Raw genomic sequence first — 25719 nt, forward strand, 5'->3', positions numbered from 1 at the left:
CTTGCTACCGGTTCAGGTCGTCCCTATTGTGAGCGCAACAGAGACGGGGTTTACGCTGCTTACCTTCCTGCGCATTCTGCTGATCGCATTGATCATGATCGGCGTGGCCCTGTTCACGCTTTGGGGCAGCCTTGCCCTCTGGTTCCATGTACCCGGCCCCGAAATAGTCCGGGGCATTGTCGCCGGGGCATTCGGCCTGCTGGGATTGGCCACGCTCATCGCTCAGATCTGGCCGGGTCGGTTGAAAATGCTGGCCGGGTTTGCCACCGCGCTGATTGCGGTCAGCCTTTGGTGGCAGTCAATCACGCCTCCGCACGAGCGGGACTGGGCGCCTGACGACGCCGTGCAAGTGACCGGGACCATTGATGGCAACACATTGACCCTGGACGGCGTGCGCAATTTCGACTGGCGCACCGAGGATGACTTCACCCCGAACTGGGAACGCCGCAGCTATGATCTGAGCAAGCTGCAATCGGCGGATCTGGTGATGTCCCATTGGGACGGGCCATCGATCGCCCATATGATTGTCAGCTTCGGCTTTGAGGGGGGCGAGTATCTCGCTTGGTCCGCCGAGGTGCGCCACATCAAGGGCAGCGAGTTCTCACCCCTCAGAGACGCGTTCAAGAACCACACCCTAATTCTGCTCGCAGGTGATGAGCGCGATCTGATCGGCCTGCGCACCAATATCCGGGGCGAAGACGTCCAGCTCTACCGCATCAACGCCTCGCCCGCGAATGCGCGCGCCCTGCTGGTGGACTATGTCGAACATGCCAACGCGCTCGCCGCTGATCCAAAGTGGTATAACAGCCTGACAACCAATTGCACCACGGTGGTGATGTCGATGATCCGGCAGTTGTTTGATGCCGTGCCGATGGATTGGCGCATCCTGGTCAATGGCTACCTGCCCGAATACGCCTATGATCTTGGGGTTCTGGACAGGCGGCTCAGCTTCGACCAGTTGCAGGACCGCGCACACATCAGCGATACCGCCCGTGAGGCCGGGGTTACCCCGACTTACTCGACCGACATCCGGCAACACGTCCCCGACCCGCTGAAATAATCCGCTCTTCATTTCGGCGGCGGGGGCAGCATCCCATCCGCATACGCTTGACATGGGCCAAAAGCCCTGCCAAATCAGCGCGACACATAACCCGCAACCGGGCGTTCAGTGGGCGCCAAACCGACGAGGAGAGCCAGACCATGGCCCTGGATTCAAAATCCGTCTCTCTTACTTTCCCCGATGGCAATGCACGATCTTATGACGCAGGCGTCACGCCCGCGCAGGTCGCTGCCGATATCTCGACCTCACTGGCGAAAAAGGCCATCTCGGCCACGGTGAACGGCCAGCATTGGGACCTGCAATGGCCCATCGAGGCCGACGCGCAGATCGCCATTCACACCATGAAGGACGAGGAGCAGGCCAACGAACTGATCCGCCACGACCTCGCCCATATCATGGCCCGCGCCGTGCAGGAGATCTGGCCCGACACCAAGGTCACCATCGGCCCGGTCATCGAAAACGGCTGGTATTATGATTTTGACCGCGCAGAGCCCTTCACTCCCGAAGATCTGGGCGCGATCGAAAAGAAGATGAAAGAAATCATCAACAAGCGCGAGCCCGTTACGACCGAGGTCTGGGACCGTGCCAAGGCGGTGCAGCATTACACCGACAATGACGAACCCTATAAAGTGGAGCTGATCGACGCCATTCCGGGCGACGAGCCGCTGCGCATGTACTGGCACGGCGATTGGCAGGATCTGTGCCGCGGCCCGCATTTGCAGCATACCGGTCAGGTGCCGGGTGACTCCTTCAAGTTGATGTCCATCGCGGGCGCCTATTGGCGTGGCGACAGCAGCCGCGCAATGCTGCAGCGCATCTATGGCGTGGCCTTCACTGGCAAGGAAAAGCTCAAGGCGCATCTGCATATGCTGGAAGAGGCCGCCAAGCGCGACCACCGCAAGCTGGGCCGCGAGATGAACCTGTTCCACATGCAAGAAGAGGCCCCGGGCCAGATATTCTGGCATCCCAATGGCTGGACGATCTACACCACCTTGCAGGACTATATGCGCCGCAAACAGCGCACGGGCGGCTATAATGAGATCAACACGCCGCAGATCGTTGACCGCAAGCTGTGGGAGGCCTCGGGCCACTGGGACAAGTACCAGGAGCATATGTTCATCGTCGAGGTCGAGGAAGAACATGCCAAGGAAAAAGCGGTCAACGCGCTCAAGCCGATGAACTGCCCGTGCCATGTGCAGGTGTTCAATCAGGGCCTGAAATCCTACCGCGACCTGCCGCTGCGGCTGGCAGAGTTCGGCTCGTGCTCGCGCTATGAGCCCTCTGGCGCGCTGCATGGCATCATGCGGGTGCGCGGGTTCACGCAGGACGACGCCCATATCTTCTGCACCGAGGATCAGATTCAGGACGAATGCGCGAAGTTCATCAACTTTCTCGCTGATGTCTACAAGGACCTCGGCTTTGAGAAGTTCGAGATCAAGTTCGCCACCCGTCCGGAAAAGCGCGTCGGCAGCGACGAAAGCTGGGATCACGTCGAAGGCGCGTTGGAAGGCGCGATCAAGGCGACGGGTCGTGATTTCACGCTGGAACCGGGCGATGGGGCTTTTTACGGGCCCAAGCTGGATTTCTACCTGACCGACGCAATCGGACGGGTCTGGCAATGCGGCACATTCCAGGTTGACCCGAACCTGCCGGAACGGCTGGGCGCCACCTATGTCGCCGCTGATGGCTCCAAGCAACGTCCCTATATGCTGCATCGCGCCTGCCTCGGCTCGTTCGAACGCTTCATCGGCATCCTGATCGAGGAACATGCAGGCAAGTTGCCCTTCTGGTTGGCACCGCGTCAGGTGGTTGTGGCCTCGATCACCTCGGAGGCGGATGCCTATGTCAACGAGGTCGTGGCCGAGCTACGCGCCGCCGGGGTCCGGGCCGAGGCCGACATCCGCAACGAGAAGATCAACTACAAGGTTCGCGAGCATTCGGTTGGCAAGGTGCCGATCATCTTGGCCGTTGGTCATCGCGAGGTTGAGGAGCGCACCGTCAGCGTCCGCCGTCTGGGCGAGAAAAAGACCAGCGTGCAGCCGCTGGCGGATGTAACAATTGAGCTCAAACGCGCGGCAACCCCGCCCGATCAATTGTAACAATCGGCAAAATCACGCGTAGAAACCGGCCCCCGCGCGGGTCCGGTTTTTCATTTTTCGCCCGGATTTCCTTGATTTACACGGCATTAGGCGTACCCTTCCTATGACATTGTATGACGGGACCGTGAGGCACGGGGTCGTGAATTCAATGCTCACAGCCGAGTAGCTATGTTCTAGTCGTCACCCCAGACGAGTAAAATCACCGAAAGAGGATTTAACGAGATGTCGAACTCCGCAAAAACCCTTGCAGTTGCCGGTGCGGTCGCTGCCGCACTGACCGCCACGGTCACCACCACTGCCGCCCATGCACAAGCCAAGGAAAAGTGCTATGGCGTGTCGCTGGCCGGCCAGAATGACTGCGCCGCAGGCCCGGGCACAACATGCGCCGGCACGTCGACCGTCGATTATCAGGGCAACGCCTGGACGCTGGTCGATGCAGGCACCTGCGACAAGATCGAACTGCCCAAAACAGCGGATGGCAGCGCACGCACCGGCTCGCTTGAGCCGCTGGATCGCGACCTGCCGGCATAAGCTATACATCGAGTGTCGAGGGGCGGGCGTCATATCACCGCCCGCCCCTTTTTATTGATCGGCTCATTCATGGACAGGCGGAGGATGCCCCGATGCTGGACAATTCGCTCAGATCGAACCGCCTGCCCTCTGCCGCAGGGGTAGGCTACAAACCCCAGCATTTTGCGCAGATCCTGGAGGACGCCGCGCCGGTTGGCTGGCTGGAAATCCATGCCGAGAACTATATGGGCGATGGCGGGCGGCCCCTGGCACAGCTGCGCCACCTTTCCGAACAGTTTCCCATTTCCGTTCATGGCGTTGGCCTGTCGATCGGGGGCGAGATGCCGCTGGATGCCGATCATCTGGCCCGGCTGAAACATCTGGTCGGCTGGCTGAACCCGGCCAGCTTTTCCGAACATCTGGCCTGGTCCACCCATGACAGCCACTTCCTGAATGACCTGCTGCCGCTGCCCTATACCGATGCAACGCTCGCCCGCATCTGCGATCACATCGATCAAGTGCAGGAGGTTCTGGGCCGTTCCATGCTGCTGGAGAATCCCTCCAGCTATCTGGCCTTTGCCGAAAGCACCTGGTCCGAGCCCAATTTCCTGCGCGAGCTCGCCCGGCGGACCGGCTGCGGATTGCTGCTGGATGTGAACAATGTCTTTGTCTCAGCCACCAATCTGGATTTCTCACCGCAAGAATATATCGACGCCTACCCGCTGGAAAAGGTGGGCGAAATCCATCTGGGCGGCCATGACGAGGATGAGGATGACCACGGTCACCCGCTGCTGATCGACAGCCATGGCCGCGAGGTGGTCGACCCGGTCTGGGCGTTGCTGGACTATGTGCTGGAACGTTCCGGTCCAAAGCCCGTTCTGGTGGAATGGGACACCGATGTGCCCGACTGGCCCGTTCTGCAGGCCGAAGCCGCGCGCGCCCATGCGGCGCTGGAGCGTATCCCGGCATGAGCGTCAACCAATCCACCTTTCACACCGCGCTGCTGGACCCGGCGCAGCCGGTTCCGGACGGGCTGTTTGATGCCGAAACCCGTCCTGCAGGGCGGCGGTTCAGCGTCTATCGCAACAATGTCGCCGTGTCGCTGACCGAGGCGACGCACCAGGCGTTTCCCATCATCACCAAATTGCTGGGACCGAAGAACATGGACGGTCTGGCCGGTCTGTTCCTGCGCCGTCATCCGCCCTCTTCTCCGCTGATGATGTTCTATGGCGAGGAGTTTCCCCAGTTTCTGGCGAACATGGAGCAGCTCTCGCACCTGGGTTACCTGCCGGATGTGGCGCGGCTCGAACTGGCGCTGCGCCGCTCCTATCACGCCGCTGACAGCACCGGGATCGACCCGCAGGCGTTGGCCATCGAGCCGGAAACGCTGATGGCGGCGACCGTGGAATTTGCCCCAGCAATGGAAATGCTGCGCTCGCCCTGGCCGGTTCACGCGATCTGGCGCTTCAACACCGAGGCGGACGCGCCTGCACCACAACCGCAGGCGCAGGACATATTGATCACGCGCCCTGAGTTTGACCCAATCCCGCATCTGCTTCCCCCCGGCGGCGCGGACTGGATCGCGGCCCTGCAGGCAGGGCAAACCATCGGCACGGCCCATGAGACGGCGCTTGCCGCAAATCCCGATTTCGACCTCGGCGCCACTCTCGCCCTGCTTTTGCAGGGCGGCGCCATTACCACTCTGAATACGGAAAGGCTGGACAGATGACTGCCCTGATAACGCTTTATAATGATGTTTTCGACAGGTTGGATAAACCCTCGGAATTCGTGATCCCAACCCTTGCGCGTCTGGTCTTTATCGCCATCTTTATCTACTACTACTGGAACTCCGCCATGCTGAAGATCGACGGCTCGATCTTTTCGCCCTCAGCGGGCGCATTTGGTCAGATGTTCCCGCATGCGGCAGAGGCGGTTCTGTATGATGTGACCAAAATCACCTTCTTCCAGCGGATCGTGATCTTCTTCGGCACCGTTGCCGAGTTTGTTCTGCCCGCTCTGCTGCTTATCGGGCTTCTGACGCGGGTAGCAGCTTTGGGCATGATCGGCTTCACATGGGTTCAGACGCTTGTCGATGTCTATGGCCACAATGTTCCTTTTGGTGGGCTTTTTGACAATGCCATCACGCTGGCCGATCAGCGCGTGATGTGGACCTTCCTGTTCCTTGTCATCGTGATCAAGGGCCCCGGCCCGCTGTCGATCGACCGCTTACTGCGCCTGCGCTAGGACTCAGAAATGCGCCTTGGGTTCATCGGGTTTACCTGCCTTCACGGCCAACAGCCCGGCCACACCGGCAAACGCAATCGGGAACATCGTGAACGCGTTGAACCCAAAGGCGTGATACATTCCTGCTGCTGAGACCAGCAGCAGAATCCCGCCCCAAAGTGCTCGCGCCCGTGCCATGGCGCCACCGGCGATGGCCAGCAAGGGGGCGAAGATGGACATGGTCTGGATCAACTGCGTGTTGGTGACCTGATTGAACAGCCCGTCGACCTCACCGAAATGGCGAACCGCCTCGACATAGCCAAAGCTAAAAAAGCCGACGATCATCCCGATCACCCCGGCGATTATTCCCAATACCGATGCGGCACTGCGCATGAGTCACCTCCTGTTGCGGTTCTGAGCAGATAGGAACGCTCTCACGCCACGCCAAGGGCCGCGCGTGTCTCAGCGCTCCAGCCGAGAAACAGATCATCGCCCCGCGCGATCAGCGGACGCTTCATCAGGGTCGGGTAGGTCTTCAGCAGGTGCAGCGGCGGCTTTTCACGCTCGGAGGCATCCAGTTGCCGCCATGTGGTCGAGCGTGTATTGACCAGCGCCGCGCCAAAATCCGCCAATGCGCGGGTTAGTACTGCCTCTGAGATGCCGCTTTCACGAACATCCACAAATTCAGCATCCGGAAGCGATTTCAATGCTTTACGACAGGTATCGCAAGTTTTCAGACCGTAGAGTTTCATGCCATCTCCTTGTTGTTAAGAGCAAATATCCGGCATTTGGTCGCGATACATCCCCTTTTCCTTGATTTTTGAGGGCACCGTGCAATCTTGTAGCCGGTGCAACCCAAACGCGATGCCTTCGCCAGTGTCTGACATGGCTTGGCAAGCGGGTTTGCGGCTGTGCTGTCGACCTCCCCGCCAATTTAGGGGTCACGTGGAAGTTTAGAAGGAGACACGGGACATGCCGACCGGCACCGTGAAGTGGTTCAATTCAACCAAAGGCTACGGCTTTATCGCCCCTGATGACGGGGGCAAGGATGTGTTTGTTCATATCTCGGCGGTCGAGCGCTCGGGAATGACCGGCCTCGCCGACAATCAAAAGATCTCGTATGAGCTTATCGACGGCCGTGATGGACGTCAGATGGCCGGAGACCTCAAGGCCACATAAGGCTCTGCGGTGCCCCGGAATTAGACGGGGTACCGCCCACTTGCGACATGCGGGCAGGTCACCCACCGCGCAGGATTGCTTCGAATTCGCGCCATTCGCGCGCCGACAGGCCCGGGTTTTCCTGGCTGACTTCTTCGCCCCGCAGCATGCGCCATAGCCAGTGCAAGAGACCCGCCAACCCTCGCTATGAATGAGGGAGCATTGGAGAGAAGGTCATCAACCATGCAGTGACCCTGCATGTTTGATGTGAGCCCCAAACGGTCTCCGGCTGCGCTGCGCGCCAGTGGCCCCCATTGCGGCGAACACTTCTCACCCGGGTCGCTCAAAGCCCCCAATTGAACCCCGTAGCTTGTTCCGACACGTCCCACAGCTTGACCATGACCGGTTTGTCATAGGCATGGGGATTGAGCGTTCCCCTGCCAACCGGGCCAACGAATTGCGCGCGGCCTGTTGGACCGTAGAGCGCCCGCTGCTCCAGCCCTTCTTCGTTGGCGCACATCACTTCCGGCCAAGAGCCTTTCTCTGCTGATTGCACCATGGGCGACAACGACATGAGCCCAAACATTATCCGCGTCGCCAGGTTGCCGCTGGTCGTGATAAGCGATGTCCGTGACGAGCCGGGGTGGCAAACGTAAACCTCGACATCAGTTCTGCCTGCCGCAACCAGCCGATCCTGCAACTCATAGGCGAACATCATCTGCGCCAGCTTGCTTTGCGCGTAGGTGCGGTTCTGGTGATAATTCTTGTCCCAGTTCATATCGTCGAACTGGATGGTCTTGATGCCCATATTGTAACCAAGGCTGCTGACAACCACGATCCGGCCCTTCGACCTTTCGACCCGCTCAAACAGCAGCCCGCACAGCAGAAAGTGGCCATAGTGGTTGGTTCCCAACATACTCTCGTGACCGTCGACGGTGAGCTTTTGCGTCGGCACCTGCGCGATTGCAGCGTTGCAAATGAGAGCGTCGATGCGCTGAACGGTCTTCAATATCTCGGGCACGGCTTCACGCACGCTGGCGAGAGAGGCAAGGTCCATGCGGATAAAGCTCACCTCGGCCTCGCTGCCAAACTCGTTTTTCAGTTCCGCAACAGCGGCCTGAGACTTCTCAACCGAGCGGTTCAACATCACGACCTTTGCGCCTTTGTTCAGCAGCGTGCGCGCTGCCTGAAAGCCCGCGCCTGCGTTGGCACCGGTGATGAGGTAGGTTTTGCCCATCAGGTCACCGAGGCGATCTGGCATCCAACCCTGGGGTCCAAATGTTGTATCCGGCATTGTCTTGCTCCGTTTGACTCCTGCACAGAGGCCGCGCGATTTGTGTAACTCCGCTGGAAATGCAGATAATTCTCGTATGCGCTCAAAAACAGACGGATTAGTCGCAATTACTTGCCTGATTGTATCAAGATAGTTGCGAGAGCTGACCTGAGGCTTTTAGATCTCCCGCATGAGAAAAGACCAGATCAAGCAACTTATCGCAGGCCGAACCGATAGGGATGGCGTGACGGATACAGGCATCAAGGGCGTGCGCCTGTTCCGGGCCACGCAAGCAATTTCATGTGTTCCGGCCGTCTATGAACCCTGCGTCGTGGCCATCGTAAGCGGGACAAAGGAAGCGGTTCTGGATGGTCACAGATATCTCTACGATGACAGTCAGTACCTGTGCTGCCCGATGTCGATGCCTGTCAAAGCCGGGACACCCTCCGCCTCGCATACCTCCCCTCTCTACGGTGTGCTGATCTCGCTGGACCAGCGCGTGATGATGGAGTTGGCCATGGAGATGGAGGATGCCGGAGGCGCCCTGCCTAGCGTCAAAGGAGAGTTACGGACACAAAGGATCAGACTTGCGAGGTGGGATCACGGTTTCACCGATGCGCTGCTGCGACTGTTGCAGCTTGGAGCCAGCCAGACGGATACGGCGGTTCTGGGTGAGGCGCGGCTTCGGGAATTGTACTACGCGATCCTGAAGGGCGAAGCGGGCATCTTTGCCAGGCAGGCCTTCGGTGCTGGCAACGCCATCGCTCGTTCCATCGCACATATGTCTTCAAATCTGGCCGCACCGATCTCGATCGATGACATGGCAACCCGCGCAGGCATGAGCCGGGCTGTCTTTCATCGCAAGTTCAAGCAGGTCACGACGATGGCCCCGATCCAATTCGTCAAATCGATGCGCCTGAACAACGCCGCGATGAAGATTGCAGCAGGCATGACGATTAACGAAGCCGCGATGGAGGTAGGCTACGTTAGCCCGTCCCAGTTCAGCCGTGAGTTCAAAAACATGTATGGGCAGTCGCCAAGGCAGTGGGTCAAGGCTCAGAAAATTCCGATGGGAATATCTTGAGGTGGCGCTCGCGGTCGGAGAGCGGGCCGCGATCGAACCAATGCGAACAACGCTTCGTTGCACATCTCGGAAACTGCGGGCTTGGTCTTCGCCGAAATGGACTCTGCTCATCGTCTTTCTCCTCAGTTGAAGAACAGACCAAGTTCAAATCGGGTATTTTTCAGGGGAGCGAGTCAATAGCTACGCCTTAGATACTCGTGCAAATCGCATTTTGGGTCGACTGAGCGCAGTGACCTTTCATTGATCAAAGACCAGGAAGCCAGGTCCAAACTGGGAAAAAACGTGTCGGCATCTTGGACCTGGATTTCGACCTCGGAAATCATCAACCTATTCGCGAGCGGGATCATCTCTTGGTAAATCCGTGCGCCTCCGATGCCATAAATCCGATCATATCCCATATCGGAAGCAATCTGGACGGCTGAGGCCACGGAGGGTGCCACAAATTCGGCAGCATCAGACTGTGAAGAGACAACGATATTCAGGCGTTTTGGCAGCGGCTTTACCGGAAGGCTTTCCCATGTGTTACGTCCCATGATCAGCGCGCCGCCGAGCGTTTCCCGCTGGAATGACTTCAGGTCCTCGGGAAGGTGCCATGGGATCTCGCCATTCCGGCCGATTGCTCCGTTTCCGTCACGCGCCACGATCAACGTAATCATTGTCTAGACCGCCACTGGCGCGCGGATCGCAGGGTCGGGATCGTAGCCAAGGATCTCAAAATCCTCGTAGCGGAAATCAAAGATGGACGACACATCGCGCTTGATCCGGATCGTTGGCAGCGCCTTGGGCGTGCGCGTAAGCTGCAATTTCACCTGATCAATATGGTTGGAGTATATGTGGGCATCCCCGATGGTGTGCACAAAGTCACCCGCTTCATAGCCAGTGACATGCGCGAGCATCACAAGCAGCAGCGCATAAGAAGCAATGTTAAACGGAACACCAAGGAACATGTCGGCTGATCGCTGATAGAGCTGTAGATGCATGCGACCGTTCAAGACCCGAACTTGCCACATTGTATGGCAAGGAGGGAGCGCCATGCGTGGCACATCTCCGGGATTCCAGGCAGAGACAATCAGGCGGCGACTATCAGGCGTGGCCTTTATGGTCTCGACCAACTGCGCGATCTGATCAACGCCCTTCCCGAAATAGAGGGGCTCACCATCGCTCACCTGCCCCGTTGGCTGAAGAGTGGGAAAAGCGCGCCATTGATGGCCATATACGGGGCCAAGATCCCCGTTTTCGTCAGCCCACTCGTCCCAAATCGTGACACCGTTATCGTTCAGATATCGGATATTGGTGTCACCGGCCAAGAACCATAGAAGTTCATGAATGATCGATCGCAAATGCAGCTTCTTGGTTGTTACCAAAGGAAAACCGTCCGCGAGCCGATAGCGCGACTGCATGCCGAATAACGAGACTGTGCCGGTCCCCGTGCGGTCAGTCGATTCCTCACCAGTTTCCAGAATGGTGTTCAATGCATCGAGATACTGCTGCAACTTTGCCCTCGTCTTTCTTTCCACTGCTCGGGCATCAGCCCGAAGCTCATATCATAGTGCAATCACATCTACGCCTACGCGAACTTGCCCCCGGAACGAGAAGGCCGACGCGACACATCTATATCAGGCAGCACCTAAACCTCCCCGTTTGAGAAGCCCACCCAGCTCAACAACGGGGAACAGGACCCGGACAAACCCGTGATCAAGCACCGAATGCGCGGAGAAGAGCCGCGGGTCGGACCCTTCGGACACCGCGCGCCGAGTCGGAACAGTCTGTCCGTACCGTTCTTCGATTTCCCTGCGTTGTTCGGTCGACAGCGACATGATTACCCCCTCCCCGCGGGTACTCAGAATCCCTTGGCTACGACTATATCTGGACAAATGCAAAGGTTGAACCGCAATATCGGGGCCTTCATTAATATCACAATTCGCGCTTTGGTGTTTCAACGCGATTGACTTTCGCCTGCCCGTGAAAGATTTTCCGGCAAGCAAAGAAAAAATTTCGAGGTTGAGGCGATGAAGCGGTATTTGCTGACGGTAGCGGCGCTGTCTTTGGTGTCCGCATGCGGTTCGGGCGTGTTCACCGAGGACGGCACCGATGGCGGGGGGAGCGGCGAGAGCGGAGATACCGGCGCAACCGGTTTCATCGCGCCCGACGACATTGCCGGACAGCTTGATTCGGTCGTTTACAATCCCGGCGATCCCGCGACAGGCGAGCCCGCGACACTGGAGGTGACCGGCCTGCCCTTTGATGACGGTGATCTGTCTGCCGAGTATACCCGTGACGAATCTCTTGATGTTCCGGGTTTCCAAGCGTTCACCGGCCAAGCCAGAAGCGGAAGCCGACACTACACGGTGTTGGTAAGTGAGCAGGACGGCATTCTCGTTGCAACATCCGGTTCCGGCTTTAGAGGGACGTTTTTTGGTGGCGCGAACTTCGCTCGCCAAAACACGTTTTCAAGGCCCAGAGACTCCGACCTCTCAGGACCCAACCCAACTGTCGGAAATGTTGAATATAGAGGCGCCTATGCCGGCGTCATCAATGCGGCAACCAATGGCGGACCAGGTGTGAGCCGCATCGTTCGTACATCGGGCGATATTTCTGTGACAGCTGACTTCACTGACAATCAGGTCCAAGAAGGCACAATTACAAATCGGCGATTTGAAGACCCGGTTGTCATAGGAGACACTAGCGGTGGCATCATATCGCTGCCAGCGGGCACCGCTCTTGAAAACCTGAATTTCGAATCCACAACACTTGAGTCAAATGGCACATTCACCGGAAACGTACTGAACCTTGATCGCGACACTGTTGGTTCTTACGCTGGCGCCTTCGCCGGAGAGCGGGCACCTGCCGTAGGTGGCGTGATCCGCGCTGAAGGCCATATCGAAGCACTGGACAATGCCGAAGGGCCAACGATTTTTGAGGATGGCGTCTTTACGGCGACGCGCTAATCCAATCGCGCCTTGGTTCAAAAGCACCGATCATTGCATGCGCAAGCTGATATGTTTTCTGTTCTGCTTGATGCTTTTGCATTCTCATTCGTTACTGGCGCAGACCGAAAGCAGGGAATTGACGCTGGAGCAAGGATTTGCTCTGGCACTTCAGGCATTGCGCAGCGGGCAACCCGATGTAGCCCTGAAACTGTCAGACGCCTTGTTACAGGCCCGGCCACAAGACCCGGTTCTGCACTATTTGAAAGCCAACGCCCATGCCGATCTGGGGCAGGCGCGCGAAGGCCGCAAAGCGGCTGCCCGGTCCTATCGGCTAGCGGAGCGGTCCGAGGACAAGTTTCAGGCGGCTCAACTGGCCTCACGCATGGCGCTGGGGGCGCGGCAATATACGCTGTCGCAAATCTGGTTGCGCCGCACGGCGATCCACGCGCCGGATGACGAATCCGAACGCCTGATCGCACAGGATTATCGGGTGCTGCGGCAGGTGAACCCCTGGGCTTTCCGGCTGCGCGGGGAACTCAGCCCGTCGGACAATGTGAACGGCGGCGCCGACACGTCCCTGCAGATCATCGACGGGGTGCCGGTGCAGGGCCAGTTGAGTGGCGGCGCGCAAGCCCTGTCCGGGCTGATTGCCTCTGTCGACTTGGCACTGACCTACCGATTGCGCCAGACCCGGAACAGCCGCACTACGCTTGGCAGCCGTGTCTATGTACAGAGAGTCAAGCTGTCCTCTTCTGCCAAGGATCAGGCCCCCGAATTTGACGAGTCAGAACTGGATTCGACCTTTGCAGAACTGTCTTTCCGGCATCTCTTCGCGATTGGAAAATCCGAGAAGGGTGGCAGCGCGTCGGTCGGTTTCGCTACAGGCTCCTCCTATTGGGGCGGCGAACGGGCCTATAATTTCGCGCGGATCAGCGGCGACCGGACCTGGCGTCTGGCGAAGGGTGCACAGGTTCGATTTGGCGGGCTGGCCGAAACCCGGTTCGCCGAGCGGTTCGGGACCAATGATTCCAATATTCTGGGTCTGGGCGGCTATCTGACCAAACCGCTGAAAAACGGCGATAGGCTGTCGCTGGACCTGGCCTTTCGCAACACGAACGCACGCCTGGACAATGGCACCTTCTATTCTGCCTCGATGCGCATCGCCTATGGCATTGGCAAGCCGGTCGGTCCGGTGCTGATCGACACCGGGCTGGTGCTAGGATATTCCCACTATCCCCGGTTCCTGTCAGCCGGGTTTATTGAAGTACCGGGCGGGCGCACCGACAAGTCGATCTATGGCGATGTCAGCTTTTTCTTTCATCGCTATGATTATGCAGGATTTGCCCCGGTGCTGCGGCTGCGAACCGGTAAGCGGTCTTCGAATGACAGCCGTTACGACATCTCCGAGACCTCACTGTCACTGGGAATTGAATCAACCTTCTGACTTGCTCTGGTCCTTTGTCGCGTTAGCGCTAAGCTACAGCCAATCGCAAAGGAGTTTCCCGATGAGTCTGACCTACCTGCACACCATGGTTCGCGTGAAGGACCTGGAAAAATCGATGGCCTTCTACGAATTGCTCGGCCTCAAGGAGACGCGCCGCTACGAAAGCGAGCAGGGGCGGTTCTCGCTGATCTTCATGGCCCCTCCCGGTCAGGAGGAGGCACCGATTGAGCTGACTTATAACTGGGACGGCGACGACAAACTGCCCAGCGACAGCCGCCATTTCGGACATCTGGCTTATGGTGTCGACAACATCTATGAGGCCTGCCAGCACCTGATGGACAATGGCGTGACGATCAACCGGCCCCCGCGCGATGGCCGTATGGCGTTTGTGCGCTCGCCCGACAACATCTCGGTCGAACTGCTGCAAAAGGGCGATTCTCTGCCTGCGGCCGAGCCGTGGGAAAGCATGGAAAACACCGGCCATTGGTGATCCGCGCACTGGCGCTGATTGCGACCTGTCTGGCGGCCACCAGTGGCGCCGCCCAATGTCGGCAGGCGCTGGCGCTGGGGCTCGATGTCTCAGGCTCGGTCGACGCTCAGGAATACCGGATGCAATTGGACGGGCTGGCCAATGCGCTGGCCCATCCCGAGGTGATGGCGCTTTTGACTGCGCAACCGGCGGCACCTGTGCGGATTGCGATCTATGAATGGAGCGGTGAAAACGACCAGAGGCTGCTGCTGGAGTGGCGCGACATTCGCCATCGAACGGATCTGGACCAGATCACCGCAGACTGCGCGCCACCCAACGTGCGGAGGCAGACCCCGGCACCGCTGTCGGCGCGGCGATGCGGTTCGGAGCGGGCATGCTGGCGCAACAGGGCGAGTGCAGGAAACACACGCTGGATCTGTCCGGCGACGGCAAGCATAATCTCGGCCCGCATCCCCGCGACGTTCAGGCAAACCTGATCGCCCAGGGTCTGACCGTCAATGGGTTGCTGATCGGGACCGATCCGAGATTCGGGCAAAACCGAAGATATGGCCAGATCGGCGAGTTATCGGCCTATTACCGCGCATGGGTTATTTTGGGCCCCGGCGCCTTTGTGGAAGTCGCGCTGGGGTTCGAAGAGTATGAGCAGGCAATGGTGCGCAAGCTCAGACGCGAGTTGGAAGCACCGGCGATGTCCGCGATCCGTCCCGCACATCGCTTGGCGCTTCGTCGCCCTGCCCCTCAATAAATGTAGCGGATCTGGTCGGTCCAGTAGCGTTCAACCCGGCGCAGCGAACTTGTGATATCCTCGATCCCCTCCATGCCCAGCACTCCCTTGTGCTGCAATCCCACTGCATGGCGAGCAAAAAGATCGGCCACGATGTTGCGAATCTCGCGCCCGCGCTGGGTCAGGCGGACCCGAACCGAGCGGCGGTCGATCTCGCAGCGTTGATGGTGCATATAGCCCATTTCGACCAGTTTCTTGAGGTTGTAGCTGACATTGCTGCCCTGATAGTAGCCCCGGCTTTTCAATTCGCCCGCCGTGACCTCGTTATCCCCGATATTGAACAAGAGCAGCGCCTGCACTGCGTTGATCTCCAGCACACCGACCCGCTCGAACTCGTCCTTGATCACATCGAGCAGCAGCCGGTGCAGCCGTTCGACAAGCGCGAGCGCTTCAAGGTAGGTGGTCATGTACCCCTTGCCGTCCTCGCTGCTGATCTGTGTTTCGATACTCATCCGTTTCTCCGACTCGCTTGCTTTTGACAAGAGTGACCGGAAAAGCCGAACAATCAGTTAAGGGGTATTTTCGTCTATTTTTGGAAGGTTTGCGCGATTTCAGAGATCATCTGACCATAAGGCGCCGGTACGCTGGCCCGCCCCGTAACCCATTGATAGAGGTCCTGATCATTCTCGTGCAGAAGCTGGTCATAGAGATCCAGCGCCGCCGCATCAAGCTGCGCCAGATTGGCGTCGGCATAGGCGCTCAGGATCAGATCCATCTCTTTGATACCGCGCCGCATCGAGCGCATCTTCAGCCGCTTGAGGCGATGCGCGTGGGGCTCGCTCACGCGCGCAACTCCGCCAGACCGCGCAGTTTCTTTTCCAGCCGCGCGGCGCGTTCGGTCAGCCCGCGCATCTCGCCCCGGATTGCGCGCAGCTCGCCCACCAGAGAGGTCAGCTCGCCATCGGTCTCACCTTCTTCGACAGGCGCATCCATGCCCTCGCCCTCGCCGGTCAGCAGCCACATGATCGAGACATTCAGCAGCCCCGCCATCATCGACAGCTTGTTGGCACGCGGTTCGGCCAGATCATCCTCCCATGAGACGATCGTGGCCTTCTTGACACCGATGCGACGCGCGAGCTGGGTCTGGGTCATGCCTGCCGCTTCACGCGCGCCGGCAACGCGATCGCCGAAGGTCGCCGCTTCCGGGCCGTACCAGTCAATTGTTTCATTGTTCATCAGCGCATGTCCTTCATCGCTTGATCGCGGGCTGGGCGCACCCTATGACAGTCGCGCTCAGCATACAAACAGAGGTGGCCCATGAATTTCCTGTCTGCGACATTGTCACGCGTTAAGCCGTCTCCAACCATTGCAATGACGGCGAAAGCGGCGGAATTGAAGGCCGCGGGACGTGACGTTATTGGTCTGAGCGCGGGTGAGCCGGATTTCGATACCCCACAGAACATCAAGGACGCCGCCGTGGCCGCCATTGCCGCGGGCAAGACCAAATATACCGCCCCTGATGGTATCCCGGAGTTGAAACAGGCGGTCTGCGCCAAGCTCAAACGCGACAATGGGTTGGACTACACCCCTGCGCAGGTGTCGATCGGCACCGGAGGCAAACAGACGCTCTATAATGCGCTGATGGCGACCCTGAACGCGGGCGACGAGGTGATTATCCCCGCGCCCTATTGGGTCAGCTACCCCGACATGGTGCTTCTGGCGGGCGGCACGCCCGTGGTGGTGGAGACGACGCTGGCAAACAGCTTCAAACTGACGGCGGCGCAGCTTGAGGCGGCCATCACGCCGAATACGAAATGGTTCATCTTCAACTCTCCTTCGAACCCAACAGGGGCTGGCTATAGCTGGGACGAGTTGAAAGCGTTGACCGATGTGCTGATGCGCCATCCCCATGTCTGGATCATGACCGATGATATGTATGAACATCTGGCCTATGACGGGTTCGAATTCTGCACACCTGCGCAGGTCGAGCCAGGGCTTTATGAGCGCACGCTGACCTGTAACGGAGTGTCGAAAGCCTATGCCATGACCGGCTGGCGCATCGGCTACGCCGCCGGGCCGGTCGAGTTGATCGCAGCCATGCGTAAGATCCAGTCGCAGAGCACATCGAACCCCTGTTCGGTCAGCCAATGGGCCGCGGTCGAGGCGCTGAATGGCACGCAGGATTTCCTGGCCCCCAATAACGAGACATTCAAACGCCGCCGTGATCTGGTCATATCGATGCTGAGCCAGATCGACGGGGTCTCCTGCCCGGTGCCCGAAGGGGCGTTTTATGTCTACCCCTCCATCGCAGGGCTGATCGGCAAGACAACGCCCGCCGGAACCGTGATCGAAAATGACGAGGCTTTTGCCACGGCCCTGCTGGAAGAGGCGGATGTAGCGGTGGTGTTCGGCGCGGCCTTCGGTCTTTCGCCCAACTTTCGCGTCAGCTACGCTACGTCGGACGAGGCACTGACCGAGGCCTGCACGCGCATCCAGCGTTTCAGCGCCGCGCTCAACTAGATTAGGAGCAGGCATGTCCGCCGAACTGCCCGACTATTACTTCCGTGTCCGCGAAAACGGGGCCGTTGTGTTCCGCGTGGACACGGAAAACCGCCAGCGCCGGATCGAGATGGACCAGATCGCGGTGGTCAATATCCGCAACGGCGAGATCAAGCCGCACGGGCAGCGGGAACTATCCGAGCAGGACCTGCAGGAAATCCGAACCTGGATGGCCGCACGCGCCGACCTGCTGGCCAGCCGTGATATCGATGACATCCACCGCGCCGTCGACCACCTGAACCTGACCACGCAATGGGCCCAATCCAAAGCCAGCGCGGCCCAACTCGAAGAAGTAACCGACACCCTGCTGCTCGCCATGCACGACCTGCGCTCGGTCCTGGTACGCAAAAAGGCCGACCGTTTGATGGGCAAAGGGCGATCAGAGTGATCTGGGCCTTCTGAGATAGCAACCAAGCTACGGTTTTGGGAACCTTGGTCATCGACACTGGCGATGAGGTAAAACTGCCCCTGAGTCCGGCATTGCCCCACAAGAAGATACATTTCAGTAAGCGCTGCTTTGATCGAGTTCGCGGCTCAAATCCTCGGCCAGCCTGAAAAAACGCTTCCTGACATCTTCTGCATATGGGTTTGCGTTTTCTATCGCATCGAATACCTCGGGCGCATCGTTTTGGACCATGGCGATGGACTCGGTCAGCAAGTCGAAACTTCGCGTTGTGATCCGCGAGGGTAAAGGTCCCATGCTGGACAGCACTTTAGCGATCAGATGCGTCAAACCCTGCACCATCGCAGCATCCCGGTCGTGTTCATCGGGTGAGGTCACGATAACGCGCAGACACAGAGCTTTGCGCAAGAAGCTCGCAAGACGCAAATGACGTTGGCCCCGGATTGGACAAATCGCGATTTTGAGACCTCGAATGCCGTCGCGCGCGCTTTGCGGGCCAAACAGCGGATGAGTGGCGATTATCTCGACATTATCCGGGAGCACCCTGTTCATCATTTGCGCGGTTAGTACCTTCACCGAACCTACATCGACAACGAGCGTTCCGGGCCGACAGGCATTTGCAATCGAAGTCAGCACGTTCTCAAAGCTGGAAACAGGTGAAGCGATCACAACGACATCGCATCGCGCGGCACCTTCAATGGATGTCAATTTCACTCCATACTTCGATGCGATCGGATCAAGATCAGGCGACGGATCATATGCAAAGAGCTTGAAGTAGGGTCTTAGATGCTCTGCAATCAGACGCCCAAATGCGCCGAAACCGATGATCCCAACGGTTTCCGGTTTGGTTGCCCGGGTCTGCGTGTTCATGGGTATGACCTCCGATTTGCCGCCCGGCGCGAGGTCCTGTGTTGTGAAGACCGCTGTCAGGCAGCGGATAATTCACGATAAAAACTCCGCAGCTATGCTAGCAACGGATAATAGTCTGTTACGATGAAGACATGTTTTTTCATGAACAACGGCCTAGCGCTCAAGGCGGTCTCAAGTCAACCACCTGAAGCACGACGAAGCATTCAATTGCGAGGTGATCTTGGCGGACATAATCCCCAACTCGATGTCCGCCCGAAACCTCACGCCAACGCCCCGACCCTGTTGATCGTCCGGCCCCAGAATCGCGCCATCAGCAGCACTGCCGCACAGGCGAGGCCGAGGACGAGCCCGCTCCAGACGCCAACGCCGCCCCAGCCCATCTGAAAGCCCAGAATGTAGGAAGCGGGGATGCCGACCAACCAGTAACTGAGCGCCGCGATCACCATCGGGCCGGTGGTGTCCTGGACCCCACGCAACACGCCCAGCGCGATCACCTGAGCGCCATCCACGGTCTGGAACAGTGCCGCCACGGCCAGCAGCCCGGTGCCGATCAGCAGGATCTGCCCACGCTGTGGATCGTCGGATTCCATGAATAGCGAAATCAACTGCTCGGGAAAGACCAGGAACAGCATCACCGCCACAGCAGAAATCATAAGCGACATGATCGTGACGACCAGGGCTCCACGCGCCAGATGGGCACGGTCCTTGCGGCCATAGGCGTTGCCCGCCCGGATTGTCGCCGCATTGCTCAGCCCCAGATGCACCATGAAGGTGGCCGAGGCCAGTTGCAGCGCGATGCCATGTGCGGCCAGCGGTATCGCCCCCAGCCAGCCCATCATCACGGCGGAAGAGGCAAACATCGTCACCTCGCTCAGCATGGTCAGGCCGATGGGCACACCCAGCCGGAAGACCCGCGCGAACATCTCCCAGTCAGGCCGCCAGAAGCGGCGGAACAGCTCATGCTCGGGCAGGACCCGCACCGCATAGACCACCACGGCCAGTAGCGAGACCATCTGCGTGACAACCGAGGCGATGGCGGCGCCGGTCACGCCAAGCTCGGGCGCGCCCCAATTGCCGAAGATCAGCGCGTAATTGGTCAGGCCATTGGTGATGGCTGCAGCAATCGTGATCCAGAACACGATCTGCGTGCGTTCCAGCGCCGCCAGATAAGACTTCAACACCATCACCAGCAGTGCAGGCAGCAGGCCCCAGCCCGCAACCCGCAGATAGGTCGCGGCGGTCTCGGCCACCGCGGGCTCCTGCCCCATCAGCAGAAGGATCGGATAGGACCACCACAAGAGCGGCGAGGCGATCGCAAAGAACAGCAGCGACAGCCACAGCCCCATCCGCGTGACGCGGCGGATGCTGGTCTCGTCTTCTTCGGCGGCGGCGGTGGCGACCATCGGCATCACGGCCATGGCAAAACCCGCGCCCAGCAGAAACAGCACGAAGAAATAGCTACCGCCCAGCGTGACCGCAGCCAGCGCCTGAACCCCGTACCAGCCCAGCATGACAGTATCGGTCAGGCCGATGGCAAATTGCGCCAGATGCCCGCCGATCAGCGGCAGCCCAAGCAGGGCAATCGCGCGTACATGGCCGCCATATGTCATTGTGGGACTCATCCGACAGCCATATGGCGGGCCTTTGCCACTTGCAAGAGACAGGATGACACCCGCACAGTCGGATCAGCATTTGATCGCTGAGACCGGAGGCCCCGATGTCAGACCCATTCGACACGCTCATTCCCGACGCCCGCCGTTTTCTGTCGGAACTGGCCGACAACAATACGCGCGACTGGTTTCTGGAGCATAAGCCAAGCTACGAGGAATAGATGAAAGCGCCTGCGCTGGCGCTCCTCGATATCGTCGCCGCAGATCTTGGTCCGGGGACCGAGACCAAGCTTTTCCGCCCGCACCGCGATGTGCGCTTTTCCAAGGACAAGACGCCTTATCACACCCATCTGCATATGCTCTGGTCGCTGCCCACAGACAGCAAGCCGTGCCCGGCGCTGTTTTTCGGGATCGGGCTGGGTTATGTCAGCGTCGGGGCCGGTGTCATGGGGTTCGACAAGACGGCCCTGCCCGTCTGGCGGGCCGCTGTGGATGGCGATCACGGAGCGAATCTGCAGGCGGAACTGGACCGCCTCACAGCCCTTGGCATGCGGATCGGCGACCCGGAACTCAAGCGCGTGCCCGCCCCATACGACAAGGACCACATTCAGGGCACGTTGCTGCGTCGCAAATCCCTGAGCGTCTGGCATGATCTGGAAGAGGCAGAATCTGCCTCTCCGCTCACCGCCATCCGCGCCACTCACCAAAAGCTCAGGCCTTTGCTGGACAGATTCGAGGCGATCTTCTGAGCCTCAGCTTCCCTTGCGCGCCTCGGGATGCAGCGCTGTGCCAAGGATGTGTTCCGACTGATGGATGACATGGTTTGCATGCCCCACGATCAGCGGGTCCAGCGCGTCGACCAGATCATAATCCTTACCCGGATACTCGAGCGTCGACAGGAAATGGCGCATGCAGTTCAACCGCGCGCGCTTCTTGTCGTTTGACTTGATGATGGTCCAGGGGGCATCAGCGGTGTCAGTGTAGAAGAACATCGCCTCTTTCGCCTCGGTGTAGTCGTCCCATTTGCCCAGGCTCGCCTTGTCGATGGGCGACAGCTTCCACTGTTTCAACGGGTCGGTCTCGCGGCTTTTGAAGCGGTTCTTCTGCTCGGGGCGGGTCACCGAGAACCAGTATTTGTAGAACCGTATCCCCGAGCGGACCAGCATCCGCTCCAGATCGGGGGCCTGGCGCATGAATTCGAGATATTCATTGGGTCCACAGAACCCCATCACCCGCTCAACGCCGGCACGGTTATACCAGGAGCGGTCGAAGAACACCATTTCGCCCGAAGTCGGTAGCTCACGCACATAGCGCTGGAAGTACCACTGGCCGCTCTCCTCTTCGGTGGGTTTGTTCAGGGCGACGACACGGGCTGCGCGCGGGTTCAGGTGCTCCATGAACCGCTTGATCGTACCACCCTTGCCTGCCGCATCGCGGCCCTCGAAGATCAGCGCGAATTTCTGACCGGTCTCTTGTGCCCAGTGCTGCACCTTCAGCAGCTCGGCCTGCAACTTGGCCTTTTCAGCCTCATACTGGCGGCGGGGCAGTTTCTTGCTGTAGGGGTATTTGCCGCTTTCAAAAGCTTCCCTCACCTCCTCGGGGCTTGGCGCAGTGGATGCCTTCTCGGGCGCTTTGATTGCCGCACCTTTTGCGACTGCAGCAATACCGGCGGCGGCCCCGTTATTGACTGGCGTTGGTGTTTCTGTCCGGTTTGCTTGAGCCACTTAAATCCCTCCTGTCACGCTATTGCGGCAGAATAACGAAACTGCAGTGGGGCCGCCTTGATCAGTGTCAAAAAACTGTCACATGACCAGCAATGGCCCGACAGAACGCGCCGATAGGACCCAAGGCGGGTTTCCTTTCGGGTCTGATGCCTGTTTGACTGAGCGCAAAAGCGGAGCATGCGATGGACAGTCAGACGGTTACCCTCAACGGTCAGCAGTTCTTTCTGCGGCGATGGGGCGACCCGACCCTGCCGCCGCTGCTGATGCTGCACGGGTCTCCCGAATATGGCGGCGCTTGGTCCGATCTGACCCCGCACCTGGCAGACCGTTTTTTCTGCATCGCCCCCGATCAGCGCGGATATGGTCAAAGCTGGGCGCCCCCCGGCATCCAGCATTATACGACTTCGGCGCTGGTATCGGACATGGAGGCGCTGATCGAGCAGATCGGCGGCCCGGTTATTGTGCTGGGTCACGACTGGGGCGCGTCGGTGGCCTATGGGCTGGCCATGTTCCGGCCCGAGCTCGTATCGCAGCTGATCATTGCGAATGGCGTGCATCCCGTCCCGTTCCAGCGGGCGCTGGCCGCAGGCGGCGCGCAATGTGCCGCGTCACAGTATATTGACGTGCTGCGCAAGCCCGAGGCAACGGAGGCATTTTCCGAAAACAACTTCGCCAAGCTTGAGAGGTTCGTTCAGCATGGCATGGGTCATGCCTGGATGACCGAGGACCGGCTTGCCGCTTACCGCACCGAATGGGCCCGGCCGGGACGGCTGGACGGGATGCTCAACTGGTACCGCGCCTCGCCCCTGAAACTTGCCCAGCCCGGCCAGCCCCTGCCCGATCCGCCTGCCCTACCGCTGGACCGGTTGCATGTGCGCTGCCCGCATCTGCTGATCTGGGGCTGCAATGACACGGCACTGCTGCCCGAGGCAACCGAGGGACTGAAAGAGTTTGCGACCGATCTGACCCGCATCGATATCCCCGGCACCGATCATTGGTTGCACCATCAAAACCCGAGAGCCGTGGCAGAGGCCATCCGCGGCTGGCTCTGATCCGAGGACCTTCCCATGATCAAACTGCACCACCTGAACCAATCACGTTCGCAACGTGTGCTCTGGCTGCTCGAAGAGCTGGACCTGCCTTATGAGGTGATCCGCTACCAGCGTGACAAGACCACCCACCTCGCGCCACCGGAGCTGCGAGCCATCCACCCGTTGGGAAAATCTCCGGTGGTCGAAATCGAGGGACAGAAAATCACCGAATCCGGCGCGATTGTCGAAATCATCTGTGCCCGATATGGCCCGCATATGATGCCAGAGCAGGGAACCGAGGCGTATATCCGGCATCTGGAATTGATGCATTTCGCTGAAGGCTCAATGATGACGCCGCTCCTTCTGAACCTCTATGTGGGTCTTCTGGGCGAGGCTGGCGCGCCGCTGCATCCCCGGATCGAGCAGGAATTGACCAACCATTTCAGCTATATGGAAAGCCTGCTGCGCCCCTCGGGCCATTTCGTGCTGGATGAACTGTCCGCCGTGGACATCATGCTGAGCTTTCCCGCCGGTGCTCTCGCCCGCTTGGATCAGGAAAAAGAGTTTCCCAACGTTGCCTCTTTTTCCAAAGCCATGCGCGCGCGTCCCGCCTATCAGCGCGCATTAATAGCGGGCGGCGAAGGCTGAACGTTTCTAGCGATGCCCCCAATCGTCGGGATCGTCGGAGTTTCCGGGCGACAGCCCCAGATCATCCCCAACGGTCGAACAGCCCAGACCCAGAACCGTCCGGTTGGCATAAGAAAAATAAGCGGTGACCTGGTTGATTTCCAATATCTGACCGTCATCAAACCCCGCCTCTCGCAGCGCGGTGACATCCGCCTCGACCATCTCCGCCGGGCTGAGCGTCAATTTCCGCGCATACGCCATCGCGGCGATCTGTGCAGGCTCCAGCGGGGCTTCATCGGGCGCGCGCGCCTCGATGGCGGCGCGAATGGCATCCCCGCTGCCCGCATCCCCGAGTAGGCGTTGCAAGCCAAGAAAATGATGCTCCACACAATAGGCGCAGCCATTGAGCGCGCTGACCCAGACCCCCAACACCTCAAGAAACCATTTCGGCAGGCTGTTACCCGAATGGTGCAGCACATTCTTGTAGAGGCCCATATGCCCTTCCATCGAATGCGGGCGCAGGGAATGGGCCATCATGATGTTGTCCACATTGTTGCCCGGCCCGGTCACCCGCTCGTATAGCCGCCTGAGTTTGCCGGTGGCTTCGTCAAACGGGATGGTTCTGATCCAGCTCATATGAGTTTCTCCGTTGGTGGACATCATAGGTCTACAAGGTTGTTCTTTTCACGCACAGCCTCGGGTCTGTATACAATACCGATACTGCGACCGGCAGCTCGCAATCGTGACTGAAACAGCACCGGATCAATCGGCCCGCAGCTTGAAAACGGTTTGTTAGAAAAACTTAACGCGATCGCAAATTCGCTCTTCAACCGCAGTCTCCATCTCTTGGCCATGCCGGATCGCAGCGGATGACGCGCGTGATGCCCAACACTTCTCGCGGCAGTTCGAGCAAAGCAACCGGCCCAATAACCAAAAGAAGGGAGCCAGAAATTATGTCAAATTTGAGAACCAAAGTCGTGATCGCGGACAACTCGGATGAGTTTCTCTTCAAGGTCTGGACGGATCAGGAATATGCCGAAACCTTGATGCGCAACCCAAAGGCCGCCATTGAACAGATGGGCGGTTTTGTTCCCGGTGATGTCGACCTCAGGGTCGTTCGTGACACCGATCAGATCGCCCATGTGCATATCCCCGCTGCACCGACTGAAAGAGAGATCAGCGAAGTCGATCTGATGGGCGCGCAGGGAGGAACAACCCTGGTTTGCCTGTCGGCGGTAGGCGGCGCGATGGTGAGCGTTTTCTCGGCACAAATCTATCAAGAGACTACAAAACTCTAACACCGGCTGCGCCGCTTTGAAGACCGTCGGAAGCGGGCTGCGTCATCAGGTCTTGCTGAATGCGCTCTGCGCCCGCCCCGGCCTGAATGTCAAATAGTCAAGGAGAGAGAAATGGAACATAAAAGCATGACTGCAGGCAAAAACCTCATTCACGAAATCTGGAGCGATGAGGCATTCGCTCAGGAACTGCTGGCAGATCCCAAGTCCGCGTTGAAGCCTCATGGTTTCGTCACCGACGACGACGTGGAGATCAAAGTTGTTCGTGATTCAGAAAAACTGAGACATGTCTGCATTCCGGCAGCTCCGTCAGAGGGAGAGATTGGCGAAGAGGACCTCCTTAGAGCACAAGGTGGTACGACCCCCGTCTGCGCCTCGTTTGTCGCGAGCTTCATAGTCTCTGCGGTTGGCACGATCACGATCGTTGAAACGCTTTGAAAATCGGTCTGCTGTTCGTCCCCGGGGTGCAAGGCAAAACGTCTGGTCCTTGCCTGTGTTGATGGAAGCTATCTATGAGCGAATGTCGATGCCGACTTTGCCCGTCTGACGGTTCCGACTTGGCATCGGATGAAACCTTCCAGAGCAGGAAGCAAGCGCCGCTTATC

30 protein-coding genes and 2 pseudogenes are annotated in these 25719 nt (G+C 59.0%); 19 read left to right on the forward strand and 13 right to left on the reverse strand.

What is annotated here, in order from left to right:
• Positions 1-28 precede the first annotated feature (28 nt).
• The 6 genes from Q5Y75_RS06405 (at position 29) to Q5Y75_RS06430 (ending at position 5913) form a co-directional block, all read left to right on the forward strand.
• A complete protein-coding gene (locus Q5Y75_RS06405) occupies positions 29-1060 on the forward strand; it encodes an Lnb N-terminal periplasmic domain-containing protein (protein WP_306195436.1) in 1032 nt (343 codons plus the stop codon).
• 140 nt (positions 1061-1200) lie between these two features.
• Positions 1201-3159, forward strand: a complete 1959-nt coding sequence (thrS, locus tag Q5Y75_RS06410; protein ID WP_306195438.1) for a threonine--tRNA ligase — start codon at positions 1201-1203, stop codon at positions 3157-3159.
• A 222-nt stretch (positions 3160-3381) separates the two neighbouring features.
• Positions 3382-3690, forward strand: coding sequence for a BufA1 family periplasmic bufferin-type metallophore (locus Q5Y75_RS06415; protein ID WP_306195440.1), 309 nt, complete (start codon positions 3382-3384; stop codon positions 3688-3690).
• Between the two features lie 92 nt (positions 3691-3782).
• Entirely contained in the window at positions 3783-4640 is an 858-nt protein-coding gene (bufB, locus tag Q5Y75_RS06420) for an MNIO family bufferin maturase (protein WP_306195442.1), read from the forward strand.
• On the forward strand, positions 4637-5398 hold the full coding sequence (locus tag Q5Y75_RS06425; RefSeq protein WP_306195444.1) for an HvfC/BufC N-terminal domain-containing protein: 762 nt from the start codon (positions 4637-4639) through the stop codon (positions 5396-5398). Before bufB ends, Q5Y75_RS06425 begins: the two co-directional genes overlap by 4 nt.
• Entirely contained in the window at positions 5395-5913 is a 519-nt protein-coding gene (locus Q5Y75_RS06430) for a DoxX family protein (protein WP_306195446.1), read from the forward strand. Before Q5Y75_RS06425 ends, Q5Y75_RS06430 begins: the two co-directional genes overlap by 4 nt.
• Before the next feature lie 3 nt (positions 5914-5916).
• Here Q5Y75_RS06430 and Q5Y75_RS06435 read toward each other — a convergent pair whose 3' ends face one another.
• On the reverse strand, positions 5917-6285 hold the full coding sequence (locus Q5Y75_RS06435; RefSeq protein WP_306195448.1) for a hypothetical protein: 369 nt from the start codon (positions 6283-6285) through the stop codon (positions 5917-5919).
• Positions 6286-6326: 41 nt separating this feature from the next.
• Positions 6327-6644, reverse strand: a complete 318-nt coding sequence (locus tag Q5Y75_RS06440; RefSeq protein ID WP_306195450.1) for an arsenate reductase family protein — start codon at positions 6642-6644, stop codon at positions 6327-6329.
• Positions 6645-6864: 220 nt separating this feature from the next.
• On the opposite strand from Q5Y75_RS06440, the gene Q5Y75_RS06445 reads away from it, so the two are divergent.
• Positions 6865-7071 carry a cold-shock protein gene (locus Q5Y75_RS06445; protein WP_306195452.1) on the forward strand — a complete coding sequence of 69 codons (207 nt, stop codon included), beginning with the start codon at positions 6865-6867 and terminating at the stop codon, positions 7069-7071.
• 322 nt (positions 7072-7393) lie between these two features.
• Here the strand turns inward: Q5Y75_RS06445 and Q5Y75_RS06450 are convergent, their stop codons facing one another.
• On the reverse strand, positions 7394-8344 hold the full coding sequence (locus Q5Y75_RS06450; RefSeq protein ID WP_306195454.1) for an SDR family oxidoreductase: 951 nt from the start codon (positions 8342-8344) through the stop codon (positions 7394-7396).
• Positions 8345-8513: 169 nt separating this feature from the next.
• Here Q5Y75_RS06450 and Q5Y75_RS06455 point away from each other — a divergent pair, with 169 nt between their 5' ends.
• Positions 8514-9407, forward strand: a complete 894-nt coding sequence (locus Q5Y75_RS06455) for an AraC family transcriptional regulator (protein WP_306195456.1) — start codon at positions 8514-8516, stop codon at positions 9405-9407.
• A 173-nt stretch (positions 9408-9580) separates the two neighbouring features.
• On the opposite strand, the gene Q5Y75_RS06460 is transcribed toward Q5Y75_RS06455, so the two are convergent.
• From Q5Y75_RS06460 to Q5Y75_RS06470, 3 genes are all read right to left on the reverse strand, one after another.
• Complete coding sequence (locus Q5Y75_RS06460; protein ID WP_306195458.1) at positions 9581-10063, reverse strand: dihydrofolate reductase; 483 nt, start codon at positions 10061-10063, stop codon at positions 9581-9583.
• A gap of 3 nt (positions 10064-10066) precedes the next feature.
• Positions 10067-10900 (reverse strand): thymidylate synthase, encoded by an 834-nt coding sequence (locus tag Q5Y75_RS06465; RefSeq protein WP_306195460.1) that lies wholly within the window; start codon positions 10898-10900, stop codon positions 10067-10069.
• Positions 10901-11023: 123 nt separating this feature from the next.
• Positions 11024-11224: a hypothetical protein gene (locus Q5Y75_RS06470; protein WP_306195462.1), complete on the reverse strand. Its 201-nt coding sequence runs from the start codon at positions 11222-11224 to the stop codon at positions 11024-11026.
• Between the two features lie 252 nt (positions 11225-11476).
• On the opposite strand from Q5Y75_RS06470, the gene Q5Y75_RS06475 reads away from it, so the two are divergent.
• The 4 genes and pseudogenes from Q5Y75_RS06475 (at position 11477) to Q5Y75_RS06490 (ending at position 15016) form a co-directional block, all read left to right on the forward strand.
• Positions 11477-12355: a HupA family protein gene (locus Q5Y75_RS06475; RefSeq protein ID WP_306195464.1), complete on the forward strand. Its 879-nt coding sequence runs from the start codon at positions 11477-11479 to the stop codon at positions 12353-12355.
• 70 nt (positions 12356-12425) lie between these two features.
• The gene (locus Q5Y75_RS06480) at positions 12426-13781 is read left to right on the forward strand and encodes a hypothetical protein (RefSeq protein ID WP_306195466.1); all 1356 of its coding nucleotides are present in this window, start codon (positions 12426-12428) and stop codon (positions 13779-13781) included.
• Between the two features lie 61 nt (positions 13782-13842).
• Positions 13843-14271, forward strand: coding sequence for a VOC family protein (locus Q5Y75_RS06485; protein ID WP_306195468.1), 429 nt, complete (start codon positions 13843-13845; stop codon positions 14269-14271).
• Positions 14268-15016: pseudogene (locus tag Q5Y75_RS06490) on the forward strand (DUF1194 domain-containing protein). The gene Q5Y75_RS06485 and the pseudogene Q5Y75_RS06490 overlap by 4 nt, the downstream one beginning before the upstream one ends.
• On the opposite strand, the gene Q5Y75_RS06495 reads toward Q5Y75_RS06490, so the two are convergent.
• The 3 genes from Q5Y75_RS06495 to Q5Y75_RS06505 form a co-directional block, all read right to left on the reverse strand.
• Positions 15010-15507, reverse strand: a complete 498-nt coding sequence (locus tag Q5Y75_RS06495; RefSeq protein WP_306195470.1) for a MarR family winged helix-turn-helix transcriptional regulator — start codon at positions 15505-15507, stop codon at positions 15010-15012. The pseudogene Q5Y75_RS06490 and the gene Q5Y75_RS06495 overlap by 7 nt on opposite strands.
• 74 nt (positions 15508-15581) lie before the next feature.
• Complete coding sequence (locus tag Q5Y75_RS06500) at positions 15582-15839, reverse strand: succinate dehydrogenase assembly factor 2 (protein WP_371933227.1); 258 nt, start codon at positions 15837-15839, stop codon at positions 15582-15584.
• Positions 15836-16231 carry a helix-turn-helix domain-containing protein gene (locus Q5Y75_RS06505; RefSeq protein WP_306195472.1) on the reverse strand — a complete coding sequence of 132 codons (396 nt, stop codon included), beginning with the start codon at positions 16229-16231 and terminating at the stop codon, positions 15836-15838. Before Q5Y75_RS06505 ends, Q5Y75_RS06500 begins: the two co-directional genes overlap by 4 nt.
• 81 nt (positions 16232-16312) lie before the next feature.
• On the opposite strand from Q5Y75_RS06505, the gene Q5Y75_RS06510 reads away from it, so the two are divergent.
• Positions 16313-17515 (forward strand): pyridoxal phosphate-dependent aminotransferase, encoded by a 1203-nt coding sequence (locus Q5Y75_RS06510; RefSeq protein ID WP_306195474.1) that lies wholly within the window; start codon positions 16313-16315, stop codon positions 17513-17515.
• Between the two features lie 13 nt (positions 17516-17528).
• Positions 17529-17942, forward strand: a complete 414-nt coding sequence (locus Q5Y75_RS06515; protein ID WP_306195476.1) for a hypothetical protein — start codon at positions 17529-17531, stop codon at positions 17940-17942.
• A gap of 114 nt (positions 17943-18056) precedes the next feature.
• Here the strand turns inward: Q5Y75_RS06515 and Q5Y75_RS06520 are convergent, their stop codons facing one another.
• Positions 18057-18827: a prephenate dehydrogenase/arogenate dehydrogenase family protein gene (locus Q5Y75_RS06520; RefSeq protein WP_306195479.1), complete on the reverse strand. Its 771-nt coding sequence runs from the start codon at positions 18825-18827 to the stop codon at positions 18057-18059.
• A 260-nt stretch (positions 18828-19087) separates the two neighbouring features.
• Positions 19088-20437 carry an MATE family efflux transporter gene (locus tag Q5Y75_RS06525; RefSeq protein WP_306195481.1) on the reverse strand — a complete coding sequence of 450 codons (1350 nt, stop codon included), beginning with the start codon at positions 20435-20437 and terminating at the stop codon, positions 19088-19090.
• Between the two features lie 107 nt (positions 20438-20544).
• On the opposite strand from Q5Y75_RS06525, the pseudogene Q5Y75_RS06530 reads away from it, so the two are divergent.
• Positions 20545-21186, forward strand: a pseudogene (locus Q5Y75_RS06530) (TIGR02453 family protein).
• 3 nt (positions 21187-21189) lie between these two features.
• Here the strand turns inward: Q5Y75_RS06530 and ppk2 are convergent.
• Complete coding sequence (ppk2, locus tag Q5Y75_RS06535; protein WP_371933233.1) at positions 21190-22074, reverse strand: polyphosphate kinase 2; 885 nt, start codon at positions 22072-22074, stop codon at positions 21190-21192.
• A gap of 269 nt (positions 22075-22343) precedes the next feature.
• Here ppk2 and Q5Y75_RS06540 point away from each other — a divergent pair, with 269 nt between their 5' ends.
• Both Q5Y75_RS06540 and Q5Y75_RS06545 read left to right on the forward strand, forming a co-directional pair.
• Complete coding sequence (locus Q5Y75_RS06540) at positions 22344-23213, forward strand: alpha/beta fold hydrolase (protein WP_306195483.1); 870 nt, start codon at positions 22344-22346, stop codon at positions 23211-23213.
• A gap of 15 nt (positions 23214-23228) precedes the next feature.
• The gene (locus Q5Y75_RS06545) at positions 23229-23840 is read left to right on the forward strand and encodes a glutathione S-transferase family protein (RefSeq protein ID WP_306195485.1); all 612 of its coding nucleotides are present in this window, start codon (positions 23229-23231) and stop codon (positions 23838-23840) included.
• Positions 23841-23846: 6 nt separating this feature from the next.
• Here the strand turns inward: Q5Y75_RS06545 and Q5Y75_RS06550 are convergent, their stop codons facing one another.
• Positions 23847-24455: a peroxidase-related enzyme gene (locus Q5Y75_RS06550; RefSeq protein ID WP_306195487.1), complete on the reverse strand. Its 609-nt coding sequence runs from the start codon at positions 24453-24455 to the stop codon at positions 23847-23849.
• A 233-nt stretch (positions 24456-24688) separates the two neighbouring features.
• Here Q5Y75_RS06550 and Q5Y75_RS06555 point away from each other — a divergent pair, with 233 nt between their 5' ends.
• Positions 24689-25117 carry a hypothetical protein gene (locus Q5Y75_RS06555; RefSeq protein WP_306195489.1) on the forward strand — a complete coding sequence of 143 codons (429 nt, stop codon included), beginning with the start codon at positions 24689-24691 and terminating at the stop codon, positions 25115-25117.
• Positions 25118-25228: 111 nt separating this feature from the next.
• Positions 25229-25552, forward strand: a complete 324-nt coding sequence (locus Q5Y75_RS06560) for a hypothetical protein (protein ID WP_306195491.1) — start codon at positions 25229-25231, stop codon at positions 25550-25552.
• Positions 25553-25719 lie beyond the last annotated feature (167 nt).

Source organism: Ruegeria discodermiae, assembly GCF_030758345.1.
Classification (GTDB): Bacteria; Pseudomonadota; Alphaproteobacteria; order Rhodobacterales; family Rhodobacteraceae; genus Ruegeria_C.

What these genes read in the sequence shown, in the direction of transcription:
- Q5Y75_RS06495 (WP_306195470.1), bottom strand. Translation starts at nt 15,507, where the DNA reads ATGAGTATCGAAACACAGATCAGCAGCGAGGACGGCAAGGGGTACATG.
- Q5Y75_RS06480 (WP_306195466.1), top strand. Translation starts at nt 12,426, where the DNA reads ATGCTTTTGCATTCTCATTCGTTACTGGCGCAGACCGAAAGCAGGGAA.
- Q5Y75_RS06425 (WP_306195444.1), top strand. Translation starts at nt 4,637, where the DNA reads ATGAGCGTCAACCAATCCACCTTTCACACCGCGCTGCTGGACCCGGCG.
- thrS (WP_306195438.1), top strand. Translation starts at nt 1,201, where the DNA reads ATGGCCCTGGATTCAAAATCCGTCTCTCTTACTTTCCCCGATGGCAAT.
- Q5Y75_RS06560 (WP_306195491.1), top strand. Translation starts at nt 25,229, where the DNA reads ATGGAACATAAAAGCATGACTGCAGGCAAAAACCTCATTCACGAAATC.
- Q5Y75_RS06485 (WP_306195468.1), top strand. Translation starts at nt 13,843, where the DNA reads ATGAGTCTGACCTACCTGCACACCATGGTTCGCGTGAAGGACCTGGAA.
- Q5Y75_RS06550 (WP_306195487.1), bottom strand. Translation starts at nt 24,455, where the DNA reads ATGAGCTGGATCAGAACCATCCCGTTTGACGAAGCCACCGGCAAACTC.
- Q5Y75_RS06520 (WP_306195479.1), bottom strand. Translation starts at nt 18,827, where the DNA reads ATGAACACGCAGACCCGGGCAACCAAACCGGAAACCGTTGGGATCATC.
- Q5Y75_RS06460 (WP_306195458.1), bottom strand. Translation starts at nt 10,063, where the DNA reads ATGATTACGTTGATCGTGGCGCGTGACGGAAACGGAGCAATCGGCCGG.
- Q5Y75_RS06445 (WP_306195452.1), top strand. Translation starts at nt 6,865, where the DNA reads ATGCCGACCGGCACCGTGAAGTGGTTCAATTCAACCAAAGGCTACGGC.
- Q5Y75_RS06450 (WP_306195454.1), bottom strand. Translation starts at nt 8,344, where the DNA reads ATGCCGGATACAACATTTGGACCCCAGGGTTGGATGCCAGATCGCCTC.
- bufB (WP_306195442.1), top strand. Translation starts at nt 3,783, where the DNA reads ATGCTGGACAATTCGCTCAGATCGAACCGCCTGCCCTCTGCCGCAGGG.
- Q5Y75_RS06545 (WP_306195485.1), top strand. Translation starts at nt 23,229, where the DNA reads ATGATCAAACTGCACCACCTGAACCAATCACGTTCGCAACGTGTGCTC.
- Q5Y75_RS06415 (WP_306195440.1), top strand. Translation starts at nt 3,382, where the DNA reads ATGTCGAACTCCGCAAAAACCCTTGCAGTTGCCGGTGCGGTCGCTGCC.
- Q5Y75_RS06555 (WP_306195489.1), top strand. Translation starts at nt 24,689, where the DNA reads ATGACGCGCGTGATGCCCAACACTTCTCGCGGCAGTTCGAGCAAAGCA.
- Q5Y75_RS06510 (WP_306195474.1), top strand. Translation starts at nt 16,313, where the DNA reads ATGAATTTCCTGTCTGCGACATTGTCACGCGTTAAGCCGTCTCCAACC.
- Q5Y75_RS06440 (WP_306195450.1), bottom strand. Translation starts at nt 6,644, where the DNA reads ATGAAACTCTACGGTCTGAAAACTTGCGATACCTGTCGTAAAGCATTG.
- Q5Y75_RS06505 (WP_306195472.1), bottom strand. Translation starts at nt 16,231, where the DNA reads ATGAACAATGAAACAATTGACTGGTACGGCCCGGAAGCGGCGACCTTC.
- Q5Y75_RS06525 (WP_306195481.1), bottom strand. Translation starts at nt 20,437, where the DNA reads ATGACATATGGCGGCCATGTACGCGCGATTGCCCTGCTTGGGCTGCCG.
- Q5Y75_RS06430 (WP_306195446.1), top strand. Translation starts at nt 5,395, where the DNA reads ATGACTGCCCTGATAACGCTTTATAATGATGTTTTCGACAGGTTGGAT.
- Q5Y75_RS06515 (WP_306195476.1), top strand. Translation starts at nt 17,529, where the DNA reads ATGTCCGCCGAACTGCCCGACTATTACTTCCGTGTCCGCGAAAACGGG.
- Q5Y75_RS06540 (WP_306195483.1), top strand. Translation starts at nt 22,344, where the DNA reads ATGGACAGTCAGACGGTTACCCTCAACGGTCAGCAGTTCTTTCTGCGG.
- Q5Y75_RS06455 (WP_306195456.1), top strand. Translation starts at nt 8,514, where the DNA reads ATGAGAAAAGACCAGATCAAGCAACTTATCGCAGGCCGAACCGATAGG.
- Q5Y75_RS06435 (WP_306195448.1), bottom strand. Translation starts at nt 6,285, where the DNA reads ATGCGCAGTGCCGCATCGGTATTGGGAATAATCGCCGGGGTGATCGGG.
- Q5Y75_RS06470 (WP_306195462.1), bottom strand. Translation starts at nt 11,224, where the DNA reads ATGTCGCTGTCGACCGAACAACGCAGGGAAATCGAAGAACGGTACGGA.